The organism is Methylobacterium dankookense (assembly GCF_902141855.1).
Classification (GTDB): Bacteria; Pseudomonadota; Alphaproteobacteria; order Rhizobiales; family Beijerinckiaceae; genus Methylobacterium; species Methylobacterium dankookense.
Map to the genome: position 1 here is coordinate 40568 of NZ_CABFVH010000013.1, position 18957 is coordinate 59524.

Annotated in this window: 15 protein-coding genes and 1 riboswitch; of the genes, 11 read left to right on the plus strand and 4 right to left on the minus strand. The window is 68.0% G+C overall.

From position 1 onward, the window contains the following. Positions 1-114 precede the first annotated feature (114 nt). Positions 115-477, plus strand: coding sequence for a flagellar biosynthesis regulator FlaF (flaF, locus tag MTDSW087_RS12255; RefSeq protein ID WP_144764194.1), 363 nt, complete (start codon positions 115-117; stop codon positions 475-477). On the opposite strand, the gene rfbH is transcribed toward flaF, so the two are convergent. After that, positions 464-1825 (minus strand): lipopolysaccharide biosynthesis protein RfbH, encoded by a 1362-nt coding sequence (rfbH, locus tag MTDSW087_RS12260; RefSeq protein WP_144764196.1) that lies wholly within the window; start codon positions 1823-1825, stop codon positions 464-466. The genes flaF and rfbH overlap by 14 nt on opposite strands. 176 nt (positions 1826-2001) lie before the next feature. Between rfbH and rfbF the strand changes: the two genes are divergently transcribed. From rfbF to MTDSW087_RS12295, 7 genes are read left to right on the plus strand one after another with little or no spacing between them, the layout of a single operon-like run. Next, on the plus strand, positions 2002-2769 hold the full coding sequence (gene rfbF, locus MTDSW087_RS12265) for a glucose-1-phosphate cytidylyltransferase (protein WP_144764198.1): 768 nt from the start codon (positions 2002-2004) through the stop codon (positions 2767-2769). After that, complete coding sequence (gene rfbG / locus MTDSW087_RS12270) at positions 2766-3935, plus strand: CDP-glucose 4,6-dehydratase (protein WP_306421675.1); 1170 nt, start codon at positions 2766-2768, stop codon at positions 3933-3935. Before rfbF ends, rfbG begins: the two co-directional genes overlap by 4 nt. Positions 3936-3958: 23 nt before the next feature. Next, positions 3959-5488, plus strand: a complete 1530-nt coding sequence (locus MTDSW087_RS12275; RefSeq protein ID WP_210248284.1) for an N-acetylneuraminate synthase family protein — start codon at positions 3959-3961, stop codon at positions 5486-5488. 31 nt (positions 5489-5519) lie between these two features. Continuing rightward, on the plus strand, positions 5520-7370 hold the full coding sequence (locus tag MTDSW087_RS12280; protein WP_144764200.1) for a thiamine pyrophosphate-binding protein: 1851 nt from the start codon (positions 5520-5522) through the stop codon (positions 7368-7370). 46 nt (positions 7371-7416) lie between these two features. Further along, positions 7417-8301 (plus strand): NAD-dependent epimerase/dehydratase family protein, encoded by an 885-nt coding sequence (locus MTDSW087_RS12285; RefSeq protein ID WP_144764202.1) that lies wholly within the window; start codon positions 7417-7419, stop codon positions 8299-8301. Positions 8302-8306: 5 nt separating this feature from the next. Continuing rightward, entirely contained in the window at positions 8307-9143 is an 837-nt protein-coding gene (locus MTDSW087_RS12290) for a sulfotransferase family protein (protein WP_144764204.1), read from the plus strand. Next, complete coding sequence (locus tag MTDSW087_RS12295) at positions 9130-10305, plus strand: class I SAM-dependent methyltransferase (protein WP_186383821.1); 1176 nt, start codon at positions 9130-9132, stop codon at positions 10303-10305. Before MTDSW087_RS12290 ends, MTDSW087_RS12295 begins: the two co-directional genes overlap by 14 nt. A 45-nt stretch (positions 10306-10350) precedes the next feature. Here the strand turns inward: MTDSW087_RS12295 and MTDSW087_RS12300 are convergent, their stop codons facing one another. Beyond that, positions 10351-10740, minus strand: coding sequence for a flagellar biosynthesis repressor FlbT (locus MTDSW087_RS12300; protein ID WP_144764207.1), 390 nt, complete (start codon positions 10738-10740; stop codon positions 10351-10353). A 210-nt stretch (positions 10741-10950) separates the two neighbouring features. On the opposite strand from MTDSW087_RS12300, the gene MTDSW087_RS12305 reads away from it, so the two are divergent. From MTDSW087_RS12305 to MTDSW087_RS12315, 3 genes are all read left to right on the plus strand, one after another. After that, entirely contained in the window at positions 10951-12159 is a 1209-nt protein-coding gene (locus tag MTDSW087_RS12305) for a flagellin N-terminal helical domain-containing protein (RefSeq protein WP_144764209.1), read from the plus strand. A 205-nt stretch (positions 12160-12364) separates the two neighbouring features. Continuing rightward, positions 12365-13573, plus strand: a complete 1209-nt coding sequence (locus tag MTDSW087_RS12310; protein ID WP_144764211.1) for a flagellin N-terminal helical domain-containing protein — start codon at positions 12365-12367, stop codon at positions 13571-13573. Positions 13574-13691: 118 nt separating this feature from the next. Beyond that, the gene (locus tag MTDSW087_RS12315) at positions 13692-15842 is read left to right on the plus strand and encodes a tetratricopeptide repeat protein (protein WP_186383822.1); all 2151 of its coding nucleotides are present in this window, start codon (positions 13692-13694) and stop codon (positions 15840-15842) included. 131 nt (positions 15843-15973) lie between these two features. On the opposite strand, the gene MTDSW087_RS12320 is transcribed toward MTDSW087_RS12315, so the two are convergent. Next, positions 15974-16375, minus strand: coding sequence for a hypothetical protein (locus MTDSW087_RS12320; RefSeq protein ID WP_144764215.1), 402 nt, complete (start codon positions 16373-16375; stop codon positions 15974-15976). A 191-nt stretch (positions 16376-16566) separates the two neighbouring features. Next, on the minus strand, positions 16567-18456 hold the full coding sequence (gene thiC, locus MTDSW087_RS12325) for a phosphomethylpyrimidine synthase ThiC (RefSeq protein WP_144764217.1): 1890 nt from the start codon (positions 18454-18456) through the stop codon (positions 16567-16569). Between the two features lie 77 nt (positions 18457-18533). Then, positions 18534-18642, minus strand: a riboswitch (TPP riboswitch). Positions 18643-18957 lie beyond the last annotated feature (315 nt).

Below are 18957 nucleotides of genomic sequence, written 5' to 3' on the forward strand. Positions count from 1 at the left end.
GCAAGCGGGCGGCATTACGGCATGCGGGGCGCTTACCCTGTCTTAAGAGCCCGCATGCGATTCCTCACCCCCGCTCCGCGCCCGGCGCGCGGGCGCGCCGAGGATCCTCCATCCATGATGCACGCCGCGAACGCCTATGCCCGCACCTCGCAGAGCGCCGTCAGCCCGCGCGAGGCGGAAGCCGCGGTGCTGATGAAGGCGGCCCGCCAGCTCCAGGCCGTGCAGGACGATTGGGCGAATCAGGAATCGGCCCTCACCGCGGCGCTGACCTTCAACCAGAAGGTCTGGACCGTGATCGCCGGCGCGGCGACCGATCCCGCGAGCCCGCTGCCGGCCGAGATCAAGACCAACGTCGCCGACCTCGCGGTCTTCGTGTTCCGCCGCGTGATCGACACCATGGTCGACCCGAAGCCCGAGAAGCTCGCGGCGCTGATCTCGATCAACCATCACCTCGCCGCCGGCCTCAGCATGCGCTGAGGCGCATCGCCCGGGCGCCGTCGAGGAACTCGCCGATCGCCTCGGCCGCATAGTCGATGGCGGCGTCTCCGAGTCCCGGATAGACGCCGATCCAGAAGGTGTCGTGCATCACGCGGTCGCTCGCCGCGAGGTCGCCGACCGCCCGGAACGGGCGTCCCAGCATGTAGGGCTGCCGGGTCAGGTTGCCGCCGAACAGGAGCCGCGTGCCGATCCGCCGCTCGGTGAGATGTCGCAGGAGCGCGGTGCGCGTGCCCGTCTCGCGCAGCGTGATCGGGAAGCCGAACCAGGACGGGTCCGATCCCGGCGTCGCCTCCGGCAGGATCAGGCGGTCCGCGAAGGGGCTCAGGCGCTCGTGCAGGCGGACGAAGTTGCGCCGCCTGGCCGCGATGAAGCCGTCGAGACGGTCGAGCTGGCCGAGACCCACGGCCGCCTGCATGTCGGTGATCTTCAGATTGTAGCCGAGATGGGCGTAGATGTATTTGTGATCGTAGCCTTCCGGCAGCTCGCCGAGCCGCCAGCCGAAGCGCTTGCCGCAGGTATCGTCCCGGCCCGGCGCGCAGTAGCAGTCGCGGCCCCAGTCCCGCAGGGATTCGAGCGCCCGCTTGAGCCGGCTCGAGCCCGTGAAGACGGCGCCGCCTTCGCCCATGGTGATGTGGTGGGCGGGGTAGAAGCTCAGGGTGCCGACATCGCCGAAGGTGCCGACCATGCGGCCCTCGTAGGTGGCGCCGAGCGCGTCGCAGCAATCCTCCACGAGGAAGAGGCCGTGCGCCTTGCAGAAGGCGGTGACGGCGGCGAGGCCGAACGGGTTGCCGAGGGTGTGCGCGACCACCACGGCGCGGGTGCGCGGTGAGAGCGCGGCCTCGAGCTGGCGCACGTCGATATTGTAGGTCGGGATCTCGACATCGACGAAGACCGGCACGAGCCCGTTCTGGAGGATCGGGTTCACCGTGGTCGGGAAGCCGGTGGCGCAGGTGATCACCTCGTCCCCGGGCTTGAGCTGCCGCTCGCCGAGAAGGTGCGAGGTCAGCGCCGTGACCGCGAGGAGGTTGGCCGACGAGCCCGAATTGCAGGTGAGGAGATACCGCGCCCCGATGATGCGGGCGAGGCGCGTCTCGAACGCGTCGTTGAACCGTCCCGTGGTCAGCCAGAATTCGAGGGCCGAATCGACGAGGAGCTGCATCTCCTCCGCGCCGTAGACGCGGCCCGAGACCGGCACCGGCGAGTGCCCCGGCGCGAAGGGCTGCGGCACGTGGGCGAGATCGGCGTAGCGCGCGACGAGGTCGAGGATCTGGCGGCGCAGGTTTTCGGGGTTATCCTCGCGGGGATGCGCGTCGCTGGTATCGGCCATCGGCAGGAATCCGTGCGCGGCGCCGGCCGGGACGGCCCGGCGGCTGGATTGGGTCCGCCGCAGGCTTGCGGCGGGAAAAGAAAGATTTGGTTAACCATGATCGCATTTGATCGCCGCGCGGTCACCGGGCCTCGGCTCTCCGCCCGTGCGCGCTCGATCGGTGAGGACGAGGAGCCATGAAAGTCGTCATCTTGGCCGGCGGACGCGGGACGCGGCTCGGCGAGGAGACCCTGATCCGGCCGAAGCCGATGGTCGAGCTCGCAGGCAAGCCGATCATCTGGCATATCATGAAGTATTATTCGTCCTTTGGCCTGACGGAATTCATCATCTGCCTCGGCTACAAGGGCTATATGATCAAGGAATATTTTTCGAACTATTACCTGCACAATTCCGACGTGACGATCGATCTGCGCACCAACACCACCACGGTGCACAGCAACACCTCCGAGCCCTGGCAGATCACCCTCGTCGAGACGGGCGAGGCGACGATGACCGGCGGCCGCCTGCGCCGCGTCCGCAAGTATCTGGGCGATGCCCCCTTCTGCATGACCTACGGCGACGGCCTCGCGAATATCGACCTCTCGGACCTGATCGCCTTCCACCGGGACCATGGGCGGCTCGCCACGGTCACCGCAGTGGCGCCCGCCGCCCGCTTCGGCGCGCTCGGCCTCGACGGCGACCAGGTGACGAGCTTCAAGGAGAAGCCGAGCGCGGCCAACGACTTCATCAATGGCGGCTTCTTCGTGCTGACCCCCGAGGCCCTCGACCGGATCGAGGGCGACGACACCGTGTGGGAGCAGGAACCGATGGAGTCCCTGGCCCGCGAGGGCCAGATGTGCGCCTTCCGCCATATGGGCTTCTGGCACCCGATGGACATGCTGCGCGACAAGCTGCACCTCGAGGATCTCTGGGACCGGGGCGAAGCGCCGTGGAAGCGCTGGTGAGCGCGAGCCCCATGGCCGGCGGCCTGCCCGATCCCGCCTTCTGGGCGGGGCGGCGCGTGCTGCTCACGGGCCATACCGGCTTCAAGGGCGCCTGGGCCGCCCTCTGGCTGCACGCGCTCGGCGCGCGGGTCCACGGCTTCTCCGACGGGCCGCTGCCGGGGCGAAGCCTCTACGCGGATGCGGGCCCTCTGCCCCTCGCCTCCGACGGGCGCGGCGACATCCGCGACGCGGCGGCGACGCGCGAAGCCGTGGCGCGGAGGGAGCCGGAAGTGGTGATCCATCTCGCCGCGCAATCCCTGGTGCGCGCCTCCTACGCGGAGCCGGCGGCGACCTTCGCGGCGAACCTGATGGGCACGGTGCATCTGCTGGAGGCGGTCCGCGGCCTCGGCGGCGCCTGCCCGGTGATCGTGGTGACGAGCGACAAGTGCTACGAGAACCGCGAGACCGGGCGCGCCCATGTCGAGGGCGATCCGCTCGGCGGCCATGATCCCTACAGCGCCAGCAAGGCCTGCGCCGAGATCGCGGCCCTGGCCTATGCCCGCTCCTTCGGCGCCGCCGGCCGCCTGCGCGTGGCAACGGCCCGGGCCGGCAACGTGGTGGGCGGCGGCGACTGGGCGGCGGACCGCCTCGTGCCCGACCTCGCGCGCGGCCTCATGGCCGGCAGGCCGGTGCCGATCCGCAATCCCGGCGCGGTCCGTCCCTGGCAGCACGTCCTCGAACCGCTCTGCGGCTATCTGCTCCTCGCCGAGCGCGCGGCGACGGGGGAGGGCGCCTCCGGCGAGTCGGGTCCTGTCTCCGGCGAGGCCTGGAACTTCGGACCCGATGCGGGCTCGGAGGCGACGGTCGGCACCGTGGCCGAGACGTTCTGCCGGCTGTGGGGGCGCCCCGAGGGCTGGCAGGCGGTCCCAGAGCCCGGCGCCCCGCACGAGGCGCACCTCCTGCACCTCGAGTCCGCCAAGGCGCGCGCGCGCCTCGGCTGGGCGCCGCGCTGGGACCTCGACCAGGCTCTCGCCGCGAGCGTTGCCCTCTACCGCGCCGACCTGTCGGGCGCGGACCTGCGCCGGCTCGCCCTCGGCCAGATCGCGGATTACACGAACCACCCGGCCTCTCCCGTCGGCGGCGCCGTAGCCCAAGCCCGCCCGTCCACCGCCCGCCTCACAGCGTGACGGGGCCGGAACCCGGAAAGCACATGATGCCCGCCCACCCGACGCCTCAGCCCTCGCGCATCCCCGAGCCGCTCGTGATCTTCGAGCTGGCCAACAATCACATGGGAGATGTCGAGCACGGCCTGCGCATCATCGACACCTTCGCCGAGATCGCGCGCGGCTACGCCTTCCGCTTCGCGATCAAGCTGCAGTTCCGCGAGCTCGACACCTTCATCCACCCGGATTTCCAGGGCCGGACGGACATCAAGTACATCAAGCGCTTCTCCGAGACCCGGCTCAGCCGCGAGGAGACGCGGCGCCTGGTGGCGGCGATCAAGGGCCACGGGCTCTCCGCCATGTGCACGCCCTTCGACGAGGCCTCCGTCGACCGGATCGTCGCGGACGGGTTCGACATCCTCAAGATCGCGAGCTGCTCCTTCACCGACTGGCCGCTGCTCGAAAAGATCGGCGCCACCGACCTGCCGGTGATCGGCTCCACCGCCGGCATCGCCCTCGACGATCTCGACAACGTCGTCGCCTTCATGCGCAACCGGCAGAAGGACTTCGCGCTGATGGCCTGCGTCGCGCAGTATCCGACCCCGGCCGCGGACCTCCAGCTCAACCAGATCGACCTGCTCCAGGCCCGCTACCCGCATCTGCGCATCGGCTACTCGACGCACGAGGACCCGGACGAGACGCTGCCGGTGGCCATGGCGATCGCCAAGGGCGCGAGCCTGTTCGAGAAGCATGTGGGCGTGCCGACCGAGGCCTACGCACTCAACGCCTATTCGGCCTCGCCGGCCCAGGCCAAGGCCTGGCTCGACGCGGCGGCCAAGGCCTATGCCTGCGCGGGCGTGTCGGGCCAGCGCGTCGAGCCCTCGGAGGGCGAGCTCGCGGCCCTGCGGGATCTCCGCCGCGGCGCCTTCGCCAAGCGGCCCATCCGCCCCGGCGAGCGCCTGCGCGACGGGGACGTGTTCTTCGCGATCCCGACGCAAGCGGGGCAGGTGACCGCCAACGACTGGTCGAAATACACCCATTTCACCGCGACCGACGCCATCCCGGCCGGCGCGCCCGTGATGGGCCAGCAGACGCGGCGCGAGGAGGTGCGCGCCCGCATCCTCTCGATCGTCGAGCGGGTGAAGGCCCTGATCGCCGAGAGCCGCGGCGTGGTGCCCGGCGAGGCGGAGCTCGAGATCTCGCACCATTACGGGCTCGACCGCTTCGAGAGCCACGGCATCACCATGGTGACGGTGGTCAACCGCGGCTACTGCAAGAAGCTGATCGTCGTGCTGCCGGGCCAGGCCCATCCGGAGCAGTACCACCGCAGCAAGGAGGAGACCTTCCACGTCCTCCACGGCGACCTGACCCTGACCCTCGACGGGGTGGCGCAGCCTTGCCGCCCGGGCTCCGTCGTCACCATCGCGCCGGGCGTGCGGCACGCCTTCGAGAGCGCGACGGGGGCGGTGTTCGAGGAGATCTCGACAACCCATGCGGCGGACGATTCCTTCTACACCGACCCCGCCATCGCCGGCACGGCCGAGCGCAAGACCTTCCTCCGGTACTGGCTCGGCTGAGAGCCCGCCGGCCGCGACGAGAGACACGACGATGACTGGTCCGGTTCGCCTTGCCGACTATGTGGCAGGCTTCGTCGCCCGGCAGGGCGTGGAATGCGTCTTCCTGGTGCCGGGCGGGGGCGCCATGTACCTCGTGGACGCCTTCGGCAACCATCCCGATCTGACCTACGTGGCCAACCACCACGAGCAGGCCTCCAGCATCGCGGCCGAGGCCTATGCCCGCATCAACGGGCGGCTCGGCTGCGCCGTCGTCACCACGGGGCCGGGCGCGACCAACGCGGTGACCGGCTGCGCGGGCGCCTGGATCGAGTCGGTGCCTCTCCTGATCATCTCCGGCCAGGTCAAGCGCGCCGACCTGATCGGGGAGAGCGGCGTGCGCCAGATGGGCCCGCAGGAGGTCGACATCGTCTCGATCGTGCGCCCGATCACCAAATTCGTCGCCCGCGTGATGGACCCGCTCGCCATCCGGCGGCACCTGGAGGAGGCGGTTCACGCGGCGACCACCGGTCGGCGCGGCCCGGTCTGGCTCGACATCCCGCTCGACGTGCAGAATGCGCCGATCGATCCCGAAGCGCTCGCGCCCTTCATGCCGCCGCCGCCCGCGCCCGAGGCGCCGCTCCGCGCGGAAGCCGGCGCCGTCATGGCGATGCTGGCGCGTGCCGAGCGGCCCCTCATCCTCGCCGGACACGGCATCCGTCTCGCCGAGGCGGCCGGGCCGTTCCGCGAGCTCTACGAGGCGCTGCAGGTGCCGGTGGCGACGACCTGGAACGCCACCGACCTGATCCCGGCGAGCCATCCCCTCAGCATCGGCAAGCCGGGCACGGTGGCGCTGCGCCCGCCGAATTTCGCCGTGCAGAATGCCGACCTGATCCTCAGCATCGGCGCCCGCCTCGACAACGTGGTCACCGCCTACAACCCGGCCAAGTTCGGCCGCCACGCGCAGAAGATCGTGGTCGACGTGGACCCGGCCGAACTCGCCAAGTTCGCCGGCAATGCGGGCTTCGCCCGGCGCATCGAGGCCGATGCCCGCGACTTCATCGCCGCCCTCCTGCCGGAGGCGCGCGCGGCGCAGGTGCCGGACCGCTCCGGCTGGCTCGCCCGCTGCGCCGACTGGAAGGCGCGCTATCCGATCAACGACGGCGCCCCCTTCCCGGAATCCGGCCCGATCGGCCATTTCCACCTGACTGACGCCCTCTCCGACGAATTGCCCGAGGACAGCCTCATCGTCACCGGCAGCTCCGGCCTCGCGGTCGAGTTCTTCTACACGGGCTTCCGCAACAAGCCGGGCCAGCGCGTCTTCCTCACCTCCGGCCTCGGAGCGATGGGCTACGGCCTGCCGGCGATGATCGGCGCCTACATGGCCTCGGACCGCCGGCCCTTCATCGGCATCGAGAGCGACGGCTCGCTGATGATGAACCTGCAGGAATTGCAGACCATCGCGACGCTCGGCCTGCCGCTGCGGCTGTTCGTGGTCAACAATGGCGGCTACGCCTCGATCCGCAACACGCAGCGCAACTATTTCGAGGGCCGCTATGTCGGCAGCGGGCCGCAGGGCAAGCTGGACATTCCGGACCTCGTGCCGCTCGCCCGCACCTTCGGCTGGGACGCCTTCGCCATCGCGGATGTCGCCGACCTGAAGGCCGGCATCCGGCGGGCGCTCGACGCGACCGGCCCGCTCCTCGTGGACGTGCGCGTCGTGCAGGACGAGGCCCTCTTCCCCAAATCGGCGGCGCTGCCGCAGCCCGACGGCTCGATCCTGTCGATGCCGCTCGAGGACATGTCGCCGCTCCTGCCGCGCGACGAGTTCTTCGCGAACATGCTGGTGCCGGTCGATCCCGCCTCGGAAGCGGTGCCCGAGCACCTCGTGACGCGCCGCCGATGAGCGCCGGTACCGCGGCTCATCGGCATCCTCAGCATAGGGTGCCGCGGTGAAGCGGGTTCTCGTCACCGGGGGCTCGGGCTTCATCGGGCGCAACGTCGTCGCGGCCCTGTCGGCCACCTGCGAGGTCGCGGCCCCCGGCAGCGCCGCGCTGAACCTGCTCGATGCGGAGGCGACCCGCACCTATCTCCGGGCCGGCCGCTTCGATGCAATCGTTCATGCGGCGACCTGGGACGCGACGCCAGCCTCCACGAAGGACCGCTCGCTGACCTTGCAGAACAACCTGCAAATGTTCTTCAACGTCGCGCGCTGCGCGGACAGCTTCGGCCGGATGATCCATTACGGCTCCGGCGCCGAATATGCCAAGACGGCGATGCCGCCTTTCGTGACGGAGGATCATTTCGGGCAGGCGCTGCCGCAGAACGATTACGGCCTGTCGAAATACCTGCAATCGCTCCATGTCGAGAGGGCTGAGAAACTCTGCAATCTCCGGCTGTTCGGCGTGTTCGGCCCGCACGAGGACTGGCGCATCCGCTTCATCTCGAATGTGCTGTGCAAGGCCCTGTTCGACCTGCCGATCACCATCCGCCAGGACACCGTATTCGATTATCTCGACGTGGCCGACCTTGCGGCGATCACCGGGTGGTTCCTGGAGAACGAGCCCACGCACACGGTCTACAATGTCTGCACCGGCCGAGGCGTCCGCCTGTCGGCGATCGCCCGGATGGCGCTCGAGATCTCAGGCAAGGATCTCCCGATCGAGATCTTCGAAGGCGGCCTCGGCCGGGACTATAGCGGCGACAATACGCGCCTGCTCAGCGACATCGGCGACTTTCCGTTTCGCGACCTGCGCACGAGCATGGACAATCTCTACCGTTGGTACATCGAACATCAGCATCAGATCGACCGTGACGTGCTCGCGGCGGCGAGGTAGGCCCCATGGCAAGCGATACGATCCCCGTCTTCATCGTCGGCAGCGGCCGCTCGGGAACGCGCATGATCTCGAAGCTCCTGGCGGGGCACGATACGATCGAGGCGCACCACGAATATCTCTGCACGCATATCCAGCCGGTGGCGTGCGAATATTACATGGGACTCTGCAGCAGGGACGAGGCCAAGGCGCGCTTCATGGAAGCCCATGGGGCGGGCATCCACTATTCCAAGGCGCGTTACTTCGTCGACAGCTCCAACAAGCTGTCGTGGCTCATCGAGCCGATCCTGGACCTGTTCCCCAAGGCGCGCTTCATCCATCTGGCGCGCGACGGACGCAACGTCACGAGTTCCTTCCTCCATAAGCTCACGAGCGAATCCTACGACGACGACAGCACGGCCGCGCTCTCGGCCTGGCTCGACGATCCGCATGCGGTGCCGAAGCCGCCGCCGGAGAAGAAGTACTGGTGGAACATTCCGCGCCAGGGCCAGCCTTTCTGCGAGGCGTTTCCCGGTTTCGACCAATACCAGAGGATGGCCTATCACTGGAGCGAGTCCAACCGCGTCATCCTCGAAAGCTTCACCCGGATCCCGGACGCGCAGAAACTCTTCGTCCGTCTCGAGGATCTGACGGGCGACAGGGACCTTCTCGCACGGTTCCTCGCCATGGTCGGCATCGACTACAGCGACCCGTACTTCGAGACGATGCAGACGCCCCAGGGGGTGTTCTTCCCCATGGATTTCAAGCTCACGCCCAAGCAGGCGGCACAATTCACCGAGATCGCATGGCCGATGATGGAACGTCTCGGCTACGCGGAGAGGGAGCCGTATCGTGTCACGTATTGAAGGCTTCCGCTGCGACTTCTGCGGCGCCGCGGACGGGGAGGCGGCCTATGCCGTGCTCCATTCGGACCGCAAGGCGGAGGTCGCGGTCTGCGGCCGGTGCGGCTTGGTGCAATCGCTCTACCACGCCCCCAAGCCGGAGACCCGCACGGTCTCGATCAGCAGCGCCGCGGGTTGGGGCAACATCCGCCACGGCAAGGGCCTGCGCCTGAAGGCCACCATCCCGGTCCTGACGGCCCATGTGCATCTGGAGACGGTCTCGACCGTGCTCGACATCGGCTCGAACCGCGGGGATTTCATCCACTGGCTGCTCGGCATCCGGCCGGGCGCCGCGATCACGGCGATCGAGCCCGACGCCTCGGTCGTCTCGACCTACCAGGACCTGCCGCAGGTCGCGCTCGATATCGCGCGCTTCGAGGACGTCGCGCTACCGGCGGAATCGTTCGATCTGATCCATTGCTCGCACACGCTGGAGCATGCCGCCTCGGCGAGCGCCATGCTCGCCAGGATCTATCGGTCCCTCAAGCCCGGCGGGCGCCTGTTCCTCGAAGTCCCGAATCTCGCCATCCTGACGGATCCCGAGATCTCCGAGGAATTCTTCATCGACAAGCACAGCTTCCATTTCGACCGCGATCTGCTCCGCGCGTTCATGGCCCATCTGGGCTTCGAATTTCGGTTCGTCAGCCCGGAAGAGGACATCTCGAACGTCACCCTCGTGGCGACACGCCCCGCAGAGCCCCTGAACGCGGCGCCCTTCGCTCCCGACCGCCCGTCACGCCCCGCCGAGGCCGCGTCGCTGGTCTCCGCCTATGCGGAAACCCTGCGCCGGAACCGCGAGACTCTGAAGCGGATCGCCGAGCGGCTGAACGCCCTGATGGAGCGCCAGCGGGTCGGCTTCTGGGGGGGAGGGCGGATCTTCGACGCCCTGGTCACATTCGGCGGCCTGCGGACCGACCGGATCCACGTCCTCGTCGACGCCTATATCGGGCGATACGTGAAGCAGGTTCACGGCATCGACCTGAACCTTCCCGAGGCCCTCAAGGCCAAGGTGCCGCAGGTCCTCGTGGTGCTCGCCAAATCGTCCACGGACGATATCGTCCGGCAGGCCCGGACCCACGGCATCACGAACGTCGTCACCTTCTCGCAGCTCTATCAATCCGTTTGAGGGCGGAGCGGCGCGCGAGTCCTGCGCGCCTTCCCGCCCCCCTGGTCAGGCCGCGCTGGCCTCGCGGGACGCCGCCTCGTGGGCGACGAGCTGCTTCCCGAGCTTGATCGCCCGGTGATACTCCTGCGCGGCGATGGCATCGTGGATCGCGAGCAGGAAGGGGCCGGCGCTCGGCATCAGGCCCATGAGTTCCGTCGATTGCTGCACGAACAGGTTCTCCGGCGCGGTCGGGTCGTCGGCGAGATAGAGGACCTGCAGCGTCACGCAGAGCTTCTTGCAAGGGGTGTCCGCCTCGCTCTCCCGGATGATCTCGCTCTCGCGCAGGAACTTGCAGCGGCCTTCGACGAGCAGGGTCGCCTTGCGGTCGAGATTCCGGATGAGGGCGCCGTTGATGATCAGGCGCTCCGAGGGCTTCAGCTCGATCTTGAGGGGCATGGGCGGCTCCGGCTCTGGGTCGAGGCCGGAGCATGGTCAGATCTCGTTAACGACGATTGAAAAAAGTGGCGCGGTTTTCCCTGAACCGGGCCCGGATCTGGGGAAAGGTTCGAATTGCGCCGATCCGCTTAACCGCTCGGCAGAGCCCGGCATGGTCAGTCTCATGTGCCGTCAAAACGACGGTCCACCGATCAATATGGATCACCGACCATGGCCTCCGCTGTCACGCTCTCCGCCTCGACGCGCCAGAACCTGCTCTCGCTGCAGGACACCGCCTCGCTGACGGCGACGACGCAGAACCGTCTCTCCACCGGCAAGAAGGTCTCCTCGGCCCTCGACAGCCCGGTCAACTTCTTCACGGCGCAGTCGCTGTCGAACCGCTCGTCGGACCTCGGCACCCTGCTCGACAACATCTCGAACGGCATCCAGGCGATCCAGGCGGCCAACCAGGGCCTCACCTCGATCCAGAAGCTCGTGGACTCCGCCAAATCCACCGCCAACCAGGCGCTCGCCACCCAGATCACCACGACCGGCACGGCTTCGAGCGGCTTCTCGACGAGCAGCAGCTCGACCACGATCAACCTGTTCGCCAACGGCACGGCCTTCTCGGCCACCATCGCGGCGAGCTCCAACATCGACCAGGCCCTCACCGCCCTGAACTCGGCCGCCTCCTCGGCGGGCATCGGCAACATCTTCTCGAAGGATACCGCCGGCACGAAGATCACGATCAGCGCGAATGCCGACATCGAGTTCGCTGACACCACCAGCCAGACCGCGCTCGGCTTCACCGCCGGCTCGGGCGCCTCGGCCGTCTACGGCACCACCGGCTCGACGGTCACCGGCGTCGCCCAGGCCAAGGAGCTGACGGTCACGGGCGTGAAGGAGCGCGCGAGCCTCGCCGCGCAGTACAACAGCCTGCTGACCCAGATCGACCAGCTCGCCAAGGACGCCAGCTACAACGGCGTGAACCTGATCTCGAACAACGCCTCGACCAACAAGCTGCACATCTCGTTCAACGAGAAGGACACGTCGAACCTTGACGTCCAGGGCGTGGACGCGACCTCGAAGGGTCTCGGCCTCAACGCGGTCACCAACGCCTCGGGTACCAGCGCCAATGTCGGCAACTTCCTGCTCGACACCGACATCAAGTCGACCGCGGCGACGCTGACGAGCGCGTCATCGACGCTGCGCACCAGTGCCTCGACCTTCGGCTCGAACCTCTCGACGGTGCAGAACCGGCAGGACTTCACGAAGCAGCTTCAGAACGTGCTCGATACGGGCGCCTCGAAGCTGACGGATGCGGACCTGAACGAGGAAGCGGCGAACTCCCAGGCGCTCTCGACCCGGCAGTCGCTCGGCATCTCGGCGCTGTCGCTCGCCAACCAGGCCCAGCAGAGCATCCTCCAGCTCCTGCGCTGAGCCCCGCTTGCGCCCCGGTCCCCGGGGCGCGGCAGACGAAGCATGGAACGGCCGGGCGTTGCGCCCGGCCGTTCTTTTTTGGCCCCGGCGCCGAAACGGGTCAGGACAGGCCCGAACCGCCGCAAGCTTCCGGAAACCTTAACCGAATGGCAACGAACCCGTGGTTGTTTAACCTTAACGCCGTCCACCAACCGTGGGTCCCGTCATGGCCACCAATGTCACGCTCTCCGCCGCGACGCGCCAGAACCTGCTCTCGCTGCAGGACACCGCCTCGCTGACAGCGACGACGCAGAACCGTCTCTCCACCGGCAAGAAGGTCTCCTCGGCCCTCGACAACCCGGTCAACTTCTTCACGGCGCAGTCGCTGTCGAACCGTTCGTCGGACCTCGGCACCCTGCTCGACAACATCTCGAACGGCATCCAGACGATCCAGGCGGCCAACCAGGGCCTCACCTCGATCCAGAAGCTCGTGGACTCCGCCAAGTCCACCGCCAACCAGGCGCTCGCCACCCAGATCAACACCTCGGGCACGGCGTCGAGCGCCTACTCGGCGAGCAGCAGCTCGACCACGATCAACCTGTTCGCCAACGGCACGGCCTTCTCGGCCACCATCGCGGCGAGCGCCAGCATCGACCAGGCCCTCGTCGCGCTGAACTCGGCGGCGGTCTCGGCGGGCGTCGGCAACATCTTCTCGAAGGATACTGCCGGCACGAAGATCGCGATCAGCGCGAACGCCGACATCGAGTTCGCCAACACCAGCAGCCAGACCGCGCTCGGCTTCACCGCCGGCTCGGGCGCCTCGGCCGTCTACGGCACCACCGGCTCGACGGTCACGGGCGTGCCGCAGGCCAAGGAGCTGACGGTCACGGGCGTGAAGGAGCGCGCGAGCCTCGCCGCGCAGTACAACAGCCTGCTGACCCAGATCGACCAGCTCGCCCGCGACGCCAGCTACAACGGCGTGAACCTGATCTCGAGCAACGCCTCGACCAACAAGCTGCACATCGCCTTCAACGAGAAGGACACGTCGAACCTCGACGTCCAGGGCATCGACGCGACCTCGCTCGGGCTCGGCCTCAGCGCGGTCACCAACGCCTCGAGCACCAACGCCAATGTCGGCAACTTCCTGCTCGACACCGACATCAAGGCGACCGCGACGACGCTGACCGCCGCCTCGGCCTCCCTGCGCTCCAGCGCCTCGACCTTCGGCTCGAACCTCTCGGTGGTGCAAAACCGGCAGGACTTCACGAAGCAGCTTCAGAACGTGCTCGACACGGGCGCCTCGAAGCTGACGGATGCGGACCTGAACGAGGAAGCGGCGAACTCCCAGGCGCTCTCGACCCGGCAGTCGCTCGGCATCTCGGCGCTGTCGCTCGCCAACCAGGCCCAGCAGAGCATCCTCCAGCTCCTGCGCTGATCGGCTCTAGGCAGGCGCGACACATTTCCGAGGCGGCGGGGCTCTGAAGGGCCGCGCCGCCTCACTCGCATCGGCGCGCCCGCGCCCGATGGCACGGTACAGCAGGGGAGGGGCGCGCATGGCCCGCACCGGCAGGACGCAGACGGCGACGCTCACGAGCCAGCCGCCGCTGGAGGAGCGCATCCTGCGCAAGGCGGCGGCGCTTCAGGAGGCCGGCCGCCTGCGCGACGCCGTGCAGCAGCTGGAGCGCGTCTTACAGCGCAACGCGGTCCATGCCGAGGCCAACTACAAGCTGGGCATCATCAAGGTCCAGGCCGGCTTCGCCAACGACGCCATCCCCCATCTAACAACAGCCCTGAAGGGCAACCCGGCCGAACCACGCTACTGGCTCTCGCTCACCACCGCGCTGCTCGGTCTCGGACGCGTCGCGGACGCGCGCGCGATCCTCGAACGGTTCACGCGCGAATCCTTCTCCGACCCGCTCACCCTGGCGACCAAGACCGCACTCGTCGGCAACCTGTACCAGCAGGCGCAGGGCTTGTTCGGCGAGCGCAAGTTCAAGGAGGCGGAAGAGCTCGTCGACATCATCGTTCTCCTCGACGAGAACAATTCCGAGGCCATCCATTTCGCAGGCCTGATCGCGGCATCGACGGATCGTCCGGAGCTCGCCTACGATCTGATGAGCATCTCGATCTACCAGGACGGCAACGCGGGGCGCTTCTTCGTCAACCTCTCGAACATCTTCTCGAATCGGCGTGAATTCCTCCCGGCCATCGAGTGTCTCGAAAAGGCGATCGAGCTCGGGGAGGACAACTTCCTGGCCCATAACAATCTCGGGCTGGTGCTGCACAAGGCCCATCGCTTCGAGGATGCGATCAGGCATCTCGAGACGTCCATCGCGCTCAATGCCGAATGCGCGCTCGCCCACAACAACCTGGGCACCGTCTACCACGACATGGGCCGAATCGAGCAGGCGATCGCCGCCTTCGACCAGGCGCTCGCCATCGATCCGACGCTGGTGTGCAGCCACAGCAACCGGCTGTTCAGCCGGCTCTACGCGAACGCCTATGACCCCGCCGAGTTCATCGCCGACGCGCGCGCCTTCGGCACCACCTTCGCCGATCCGCTGCTGCGCCGCCGCCCCTTCACGAACGACCGCGAACCCGGGCGGCGCCTGCGCGTCGGGTTCGTCTCCGGCGACTTCTTCGAGCACGCCGTCAACCACTTCTTCGAGCCGGCTCTGCGCAACTTCGACAAGACCCGGCTCGAACTGTTCGCCTACTCCAACACCCCGGGAGAGGACAAAGCGACCGCGCGCCTCAAGACCCATTTCGACGTCTGGCGCTCGATCCGCTGTCTCGACGACGACCAGACGGCCGACCTGATCGAGGCCGACGGAATCGACATCCTCGTAGACATGTCCGGGCACACGGCGGGCAACCGGCTTCTCGTCTTCGCCCGCAAGCCTGCCCCGATTCAGGTGACCTGGCTCGGCTTCGTCGCCTCGACGGGCGTGAGCGCGATCGACTACCGCTTCACCGAGGGCTTCTCGGAGCCGGAGGGAATCGGCGACGACCTCTACGTGGAAACCCTGTGGCGGCTCCCCCGGGTGAGCGCCTGCTACCAAGCGACCCCGACAATGCCCGCCGTCGCGCCGCGCGCACCGTTCCTGGAGAACGGCCACCTCACCTTCGGTTGCTTCAACCGCTTCACGAAGGTCAGCGACCGCACCCTCCAGGCCTGGGCCGAGATCCAGCGGCGCATCCCGGACGCGCGCCTCCTGCTGGAGGTGGCGAGCGTCGATTCCGACGCGATCCGCGCACAGGTGGAGCAGCGGCTGAGCGACAATGGCTTGCCGCTCGACCGGGTGACCCTGGAGCCGCGCCTGCCGCGCAACCGCTTCGTGCTGAACAACCGCGTCGACGCCGCCCTCGACCCCTTCCCCTACAACGGCGGCACGACGAGCCTCGATACGCTCTACATGGGGGTGCCGTTCATCGCCCTCGAAGGAGATACCTTCTCCTCACGCATGGGCCACTCCATCCTGAACAATGTCGGTCTGCCGGAACTCAGCGTTCCGACCGTGGAGGCCTATATCGATCTGGCGGTGCGCATGGCGGAGGACCGCGACTGGCTGCTCGACCTGCGCGACGACCTGCGCGGGCGGATGATGCGCAGCCCTCACATGGACCACCAGCTCCTCTCCGCGGACCTCGCCGACGCGTTCGAGGCCATGTGGCGCCGCTGGGTCGCCGAACAGGCGGATTGACGCCCGTCCGACTTGGCACGCGGTTCAGGGGAGGGCGCTCCCGGGGCAGGGGGGAACCGCGCGGTTCCCGCCCCGCCGAGCCCTGCGGAGCGGCGGATCCGGAGAGGGAAGAGTCCGGCGTTGCCCGCGGCTCAGGCGGTGCGGTCGAGCGGATGCGCGCGGGACATGGCTTCAGCCGCCTTCGCCGCGCGGGCCGCGGCCGCCTCGGCATAGGTGCGCGCCTCGACCGCCTGCGGGCTCGGCAACTGCACCATCACCGTACCTGTGCCCGGGTCGATGACTTGGAACACGATCTCCTGAGAGTCGGGCGGCCTCACGTAACGTCCGCGATACTCGGACTGCACGCCGCGCTCCGCGCTGCCGGAGGCGTCACCGCGCCCGATATCGAGGGTGACGGCGGGTTCGAGGGGGTCTCGCATCCGCCCGGTGGCATCCGCCCCCGCTCGCGAGTCCTGGGTCGACGTCACGGCCTCGACAGGGGCGGGCGCCCCTGTTGAACGCTCGACCGGGCGTATCCCGGCGATTTCACTCATCGCTGATCTCCCGCGCATGAGGTCTGCCCGGGATCAAAGGCCGGAAGTCTTACCCAGGTCTTAAAGCCACCCGGAAACACGGGTCGACCGTAAACATACGGTTACCGGGATCACGAATTTGCCCGCTAATTTCAGACTTTTGCCGGAGCCTCCCGCGGCGGCTTGACGGACCGCCGCGGGATAGCTTGCCGCTACTCGGCGGCGTCGACGTAGAGCTTGCCGCCCTCGGCCAGGAACTCCTCGGACTTCGCCCGCATCCCCTCCGCGCGCTGGGCCTCGGACATCACGGGAGCGGTGTGGATCACCTCGCCCGCGGCCTCCATGGCCAGCACCTCGGCGCGCAGATCCTGCGTGATCTTCATCGAGCAGAACTTCGGTCCGCACATCGAGCAGAAATGCGCGACCTTGTGGGCGTCCTTCGGCAGGGTCTCGTCGTGGTAGCTGCGCGCCGTGTCGGGATCGAGCGAGAGATTGAACTGATCCTCCCAGCGGAAGTCGAAACGGGCGCGGGAAAGCGCATCGTCTCGCAGCTGCGCGGCCGGATGGCCCTTGGCTAGGTCGGCGGCGTGCGCGGCGATCTTGTAGGTGATGACGCCGGTCTTCACGTCGTCGCGGTTGGGCAGGCCGAGATGCTCTTTCGGCGTGACGTAGCAGAGCATCGCCGTGCCGAACCAGCCGATCATTGCGGCGCCGATGCCGGAGGTGATGTGGTCATAGCCCGGCGCGATGTCGGTGGTCAGCGGGCCGAGCGTGTAGAACGGCGCCTCGCCGCACTCGCGCAGCTGCTTTTCCATGTTCACCTTGATCTTGTGCATCGGCACGTGGCCGGGGCCCTCGATCATCACCTGGCAGCCCTTGTCCCAGGCGATCTTGGTGAGCTCGCCGAGCGTCTCCAGCTCCGCGAACTGCGCGGCATCGTTCGCGTCGGCGATGGAGCCCGGACGCAGCCCGTCGCCGAGCGAGAACGAGACGTCGTAGGCCCGCATGATGTCGCAGATCTCGTCGAACCGCTCGTAGAGGAACGATTCGCGATGCCCGGCGAGGCACCAGCGCGCCATGATCGAGCCGCCGCGCGAGACGATGCCGGTGACGCGCCGCGCGGTCAGCGGCACGTGGGCGAGGCGGACGCCCGCATGGATGGTGAAATAGTCCACGCCCTGCTCGGCCTGCTCGATGAGCGTGTCCTTGAAGACCTCCCAATCGAGCTTCAGCGGGTCGCCACCGACCTTCTCCAGCGCCTGGTAGATCGGCACGGTCCCGATCGGCACGGGGGAATTGCGCAAGATCCACGAGCGGATGTTGTGGATGTTGCGGCCCGTCGACAGGTCCATCACCGTGTCGGCGCCCCAGCGGATCGACCAGACCAGCTTCTCGACCTCCTCGGCCGCCGACGAGGTCACGGCCGAGTTGCCGATATTGGCGTTGATCTTGACCAGGAAGTTCCGGCCGATCGCCATCGGCTCGAGCTCGGTGTGGTTGATGTTGGCCGGAATGATCGCCCGGCCGCGCGCCACCTCGTCGCGCACGAATTCGGGGGTGATGAAGGCGGGCACCGCGGCGCCGAAGCTCTCGCCGTCGCCGAGCGCGACTTCCGCCCGCTCCAGCATCTGCTCGCGGCACAGATTCTCGCGGTGGGCGACGTAGATCATCTCCTCGGTGACGATCCCGGCACGGGCGAACTCGTACTGCGTCACCATCTGGCCTGCGGCCGCCTTGCGCAGGGTGCGCTCGGCCGGGCAGGGGGCCACGAGCTTGTCGGCCGAGGCGAAGCCGTTGTCCTCGGGCTTGACCGCGCGCGGCACGGCCGCCTCGTAGCCGCGGGACGCGATCCAGGGCTCGCGGAGCTGCTTGAGCCCGTTGACGAGATCGATGCGCGCATCCGTCTCCGTGTAGGGGCCGGACGGGTCGTAGACGCGGACGGGGGCTTCCTTGGGATCGGTCAGAGCGATCTCGCGGAACGGCACCCGGATGTCCGCGCGGCCGGGCACGCTCGCATAGACCTTGCGCGAGCCGTGGATCGGGCCAGTGGTGACGCTCTCGGGCGCCCCCTTCACATCTTTGGGCAGGACGGGTGCGTTCATCGTGGATCTCTCCCGGTACATGGAGCGACCCGAACCCCTGGACGAAAGGGTGATGAGAGTCCGGCTCTGCCGACGAGCAGGCCGCAGGTTCCCGTCCCTCCGCCGGTACGAGCCGGATCAGGTTCAAGGGTCAGGGCTTCAGGCCCAATCTCAGCCCCCTGTCGCGGGGCCCCCCTCGGAACGGCCGCGAGCCTCGACACTTTGCACGGGCTTGTCAATGCCGCGTGGCCCGTGTGCCTGACAGCGCACGGCGGTTCGAGACCCACCGGATCTGGGTTCTGCCCTCGGCTCAGTAGCCAAGCAGCAGCAGCGTCACCGCCAGAAGAAAGGCGCCGCCCAGCATGATGCCGAGCGCCACATCGGTCACCCTTGCGGCGCGGTGTTCGATCTCATCGGTCATGGTGCTCCCCCATGGCGCGGCAGGAGCCATAAGCCACCCATGTTGCCCGCTGATGTCGGCGGCCTCGGATGGGATCGCCGGACCGGCGCGGCGATCCCGTA

Coding starts and splice junctions, on each gene's coding strand:
- MTDSW087_RS12290 (WP_144764204.1), top strand. CDS start 8,307: ATGGCAAGCGATACGATCCCCGTCTTCATCGTCGGCAGCGGCCGCTCG.
- MTDSW087_RS12300 (WP_144764207.1), bottom strand. CDS start 10,740: ATGCCCCTCAAGATCGAGCTGAAGCCCTCGGAGCGCCTGATCATCAAC.
- MTDSW087_RS12310 (WP_144764211.1), top strand. CDS start 12,365: ATGGCCACCAATGTCACGCTCTCCGCCGCGACGCGCCAGAACCTGCTC.
- MTDSW087_RS12315 (WP_186383822.1), top strand. CDS start 13,692: ATGGCCCGCACCGGCAGGACGCAGACGGCGACGCTCACGAGCCAGCCG.
- flaF (WP_144764194.1), top strand. CDS start 115: ATGATGCACGCCGCGAACGCCTATGCCCGCACCTCGCAGAGCGCCGTC.
- MTDSW087_RS12280 (WP_144764200.1), top strand. CDS start 5,520: ATGACTGGTCCGGTTCGCCTTGCCGACTATGTGGCAGGCTTCGTCGCC.
- MTDSW087_RS12275 (WP_210248284.1), top strand. CDS start 3,959: ATGATGCCCGCCCACCCGACGCCTCAGCCCTCGCGCATCCCCGAGCCG.
- MTDSW087_RS12320 (WP_144764215.1), bottom strand. CDS start 16,375: ATGAGTGAAATCGCCGGGATACGCCCGGTCGAGCGTTCAACAGGGGCG.
- MTDSW087_RS12305 (WP_144764209.1), top strand. CDS start 10,951: ATGGCCTCCGCTGTCACGCTCTCCGCCTCGACGCGCCAGAACCTGCTC.
- rfbH (WP_144764196.1), bottom strand. CDS start 1,825: ATGGCCGATACCAGCGACGCGCATCCCCGCGAGGATAACCCCGAAAAC.
- rfbF (WP_144764198.1), top strand. CDS start 2,002: ATGAAAGTCGTCATCTTGGCCGGCGGACGCGGGACGCGGCTCGGCGAG.
- thiC (WP_144764217.1), bottom strand. CDS start 18,456: ATGAACGCACCCGTCCTGCCCAAAGATGTGAAGGGGGCGCCCGAGAGC.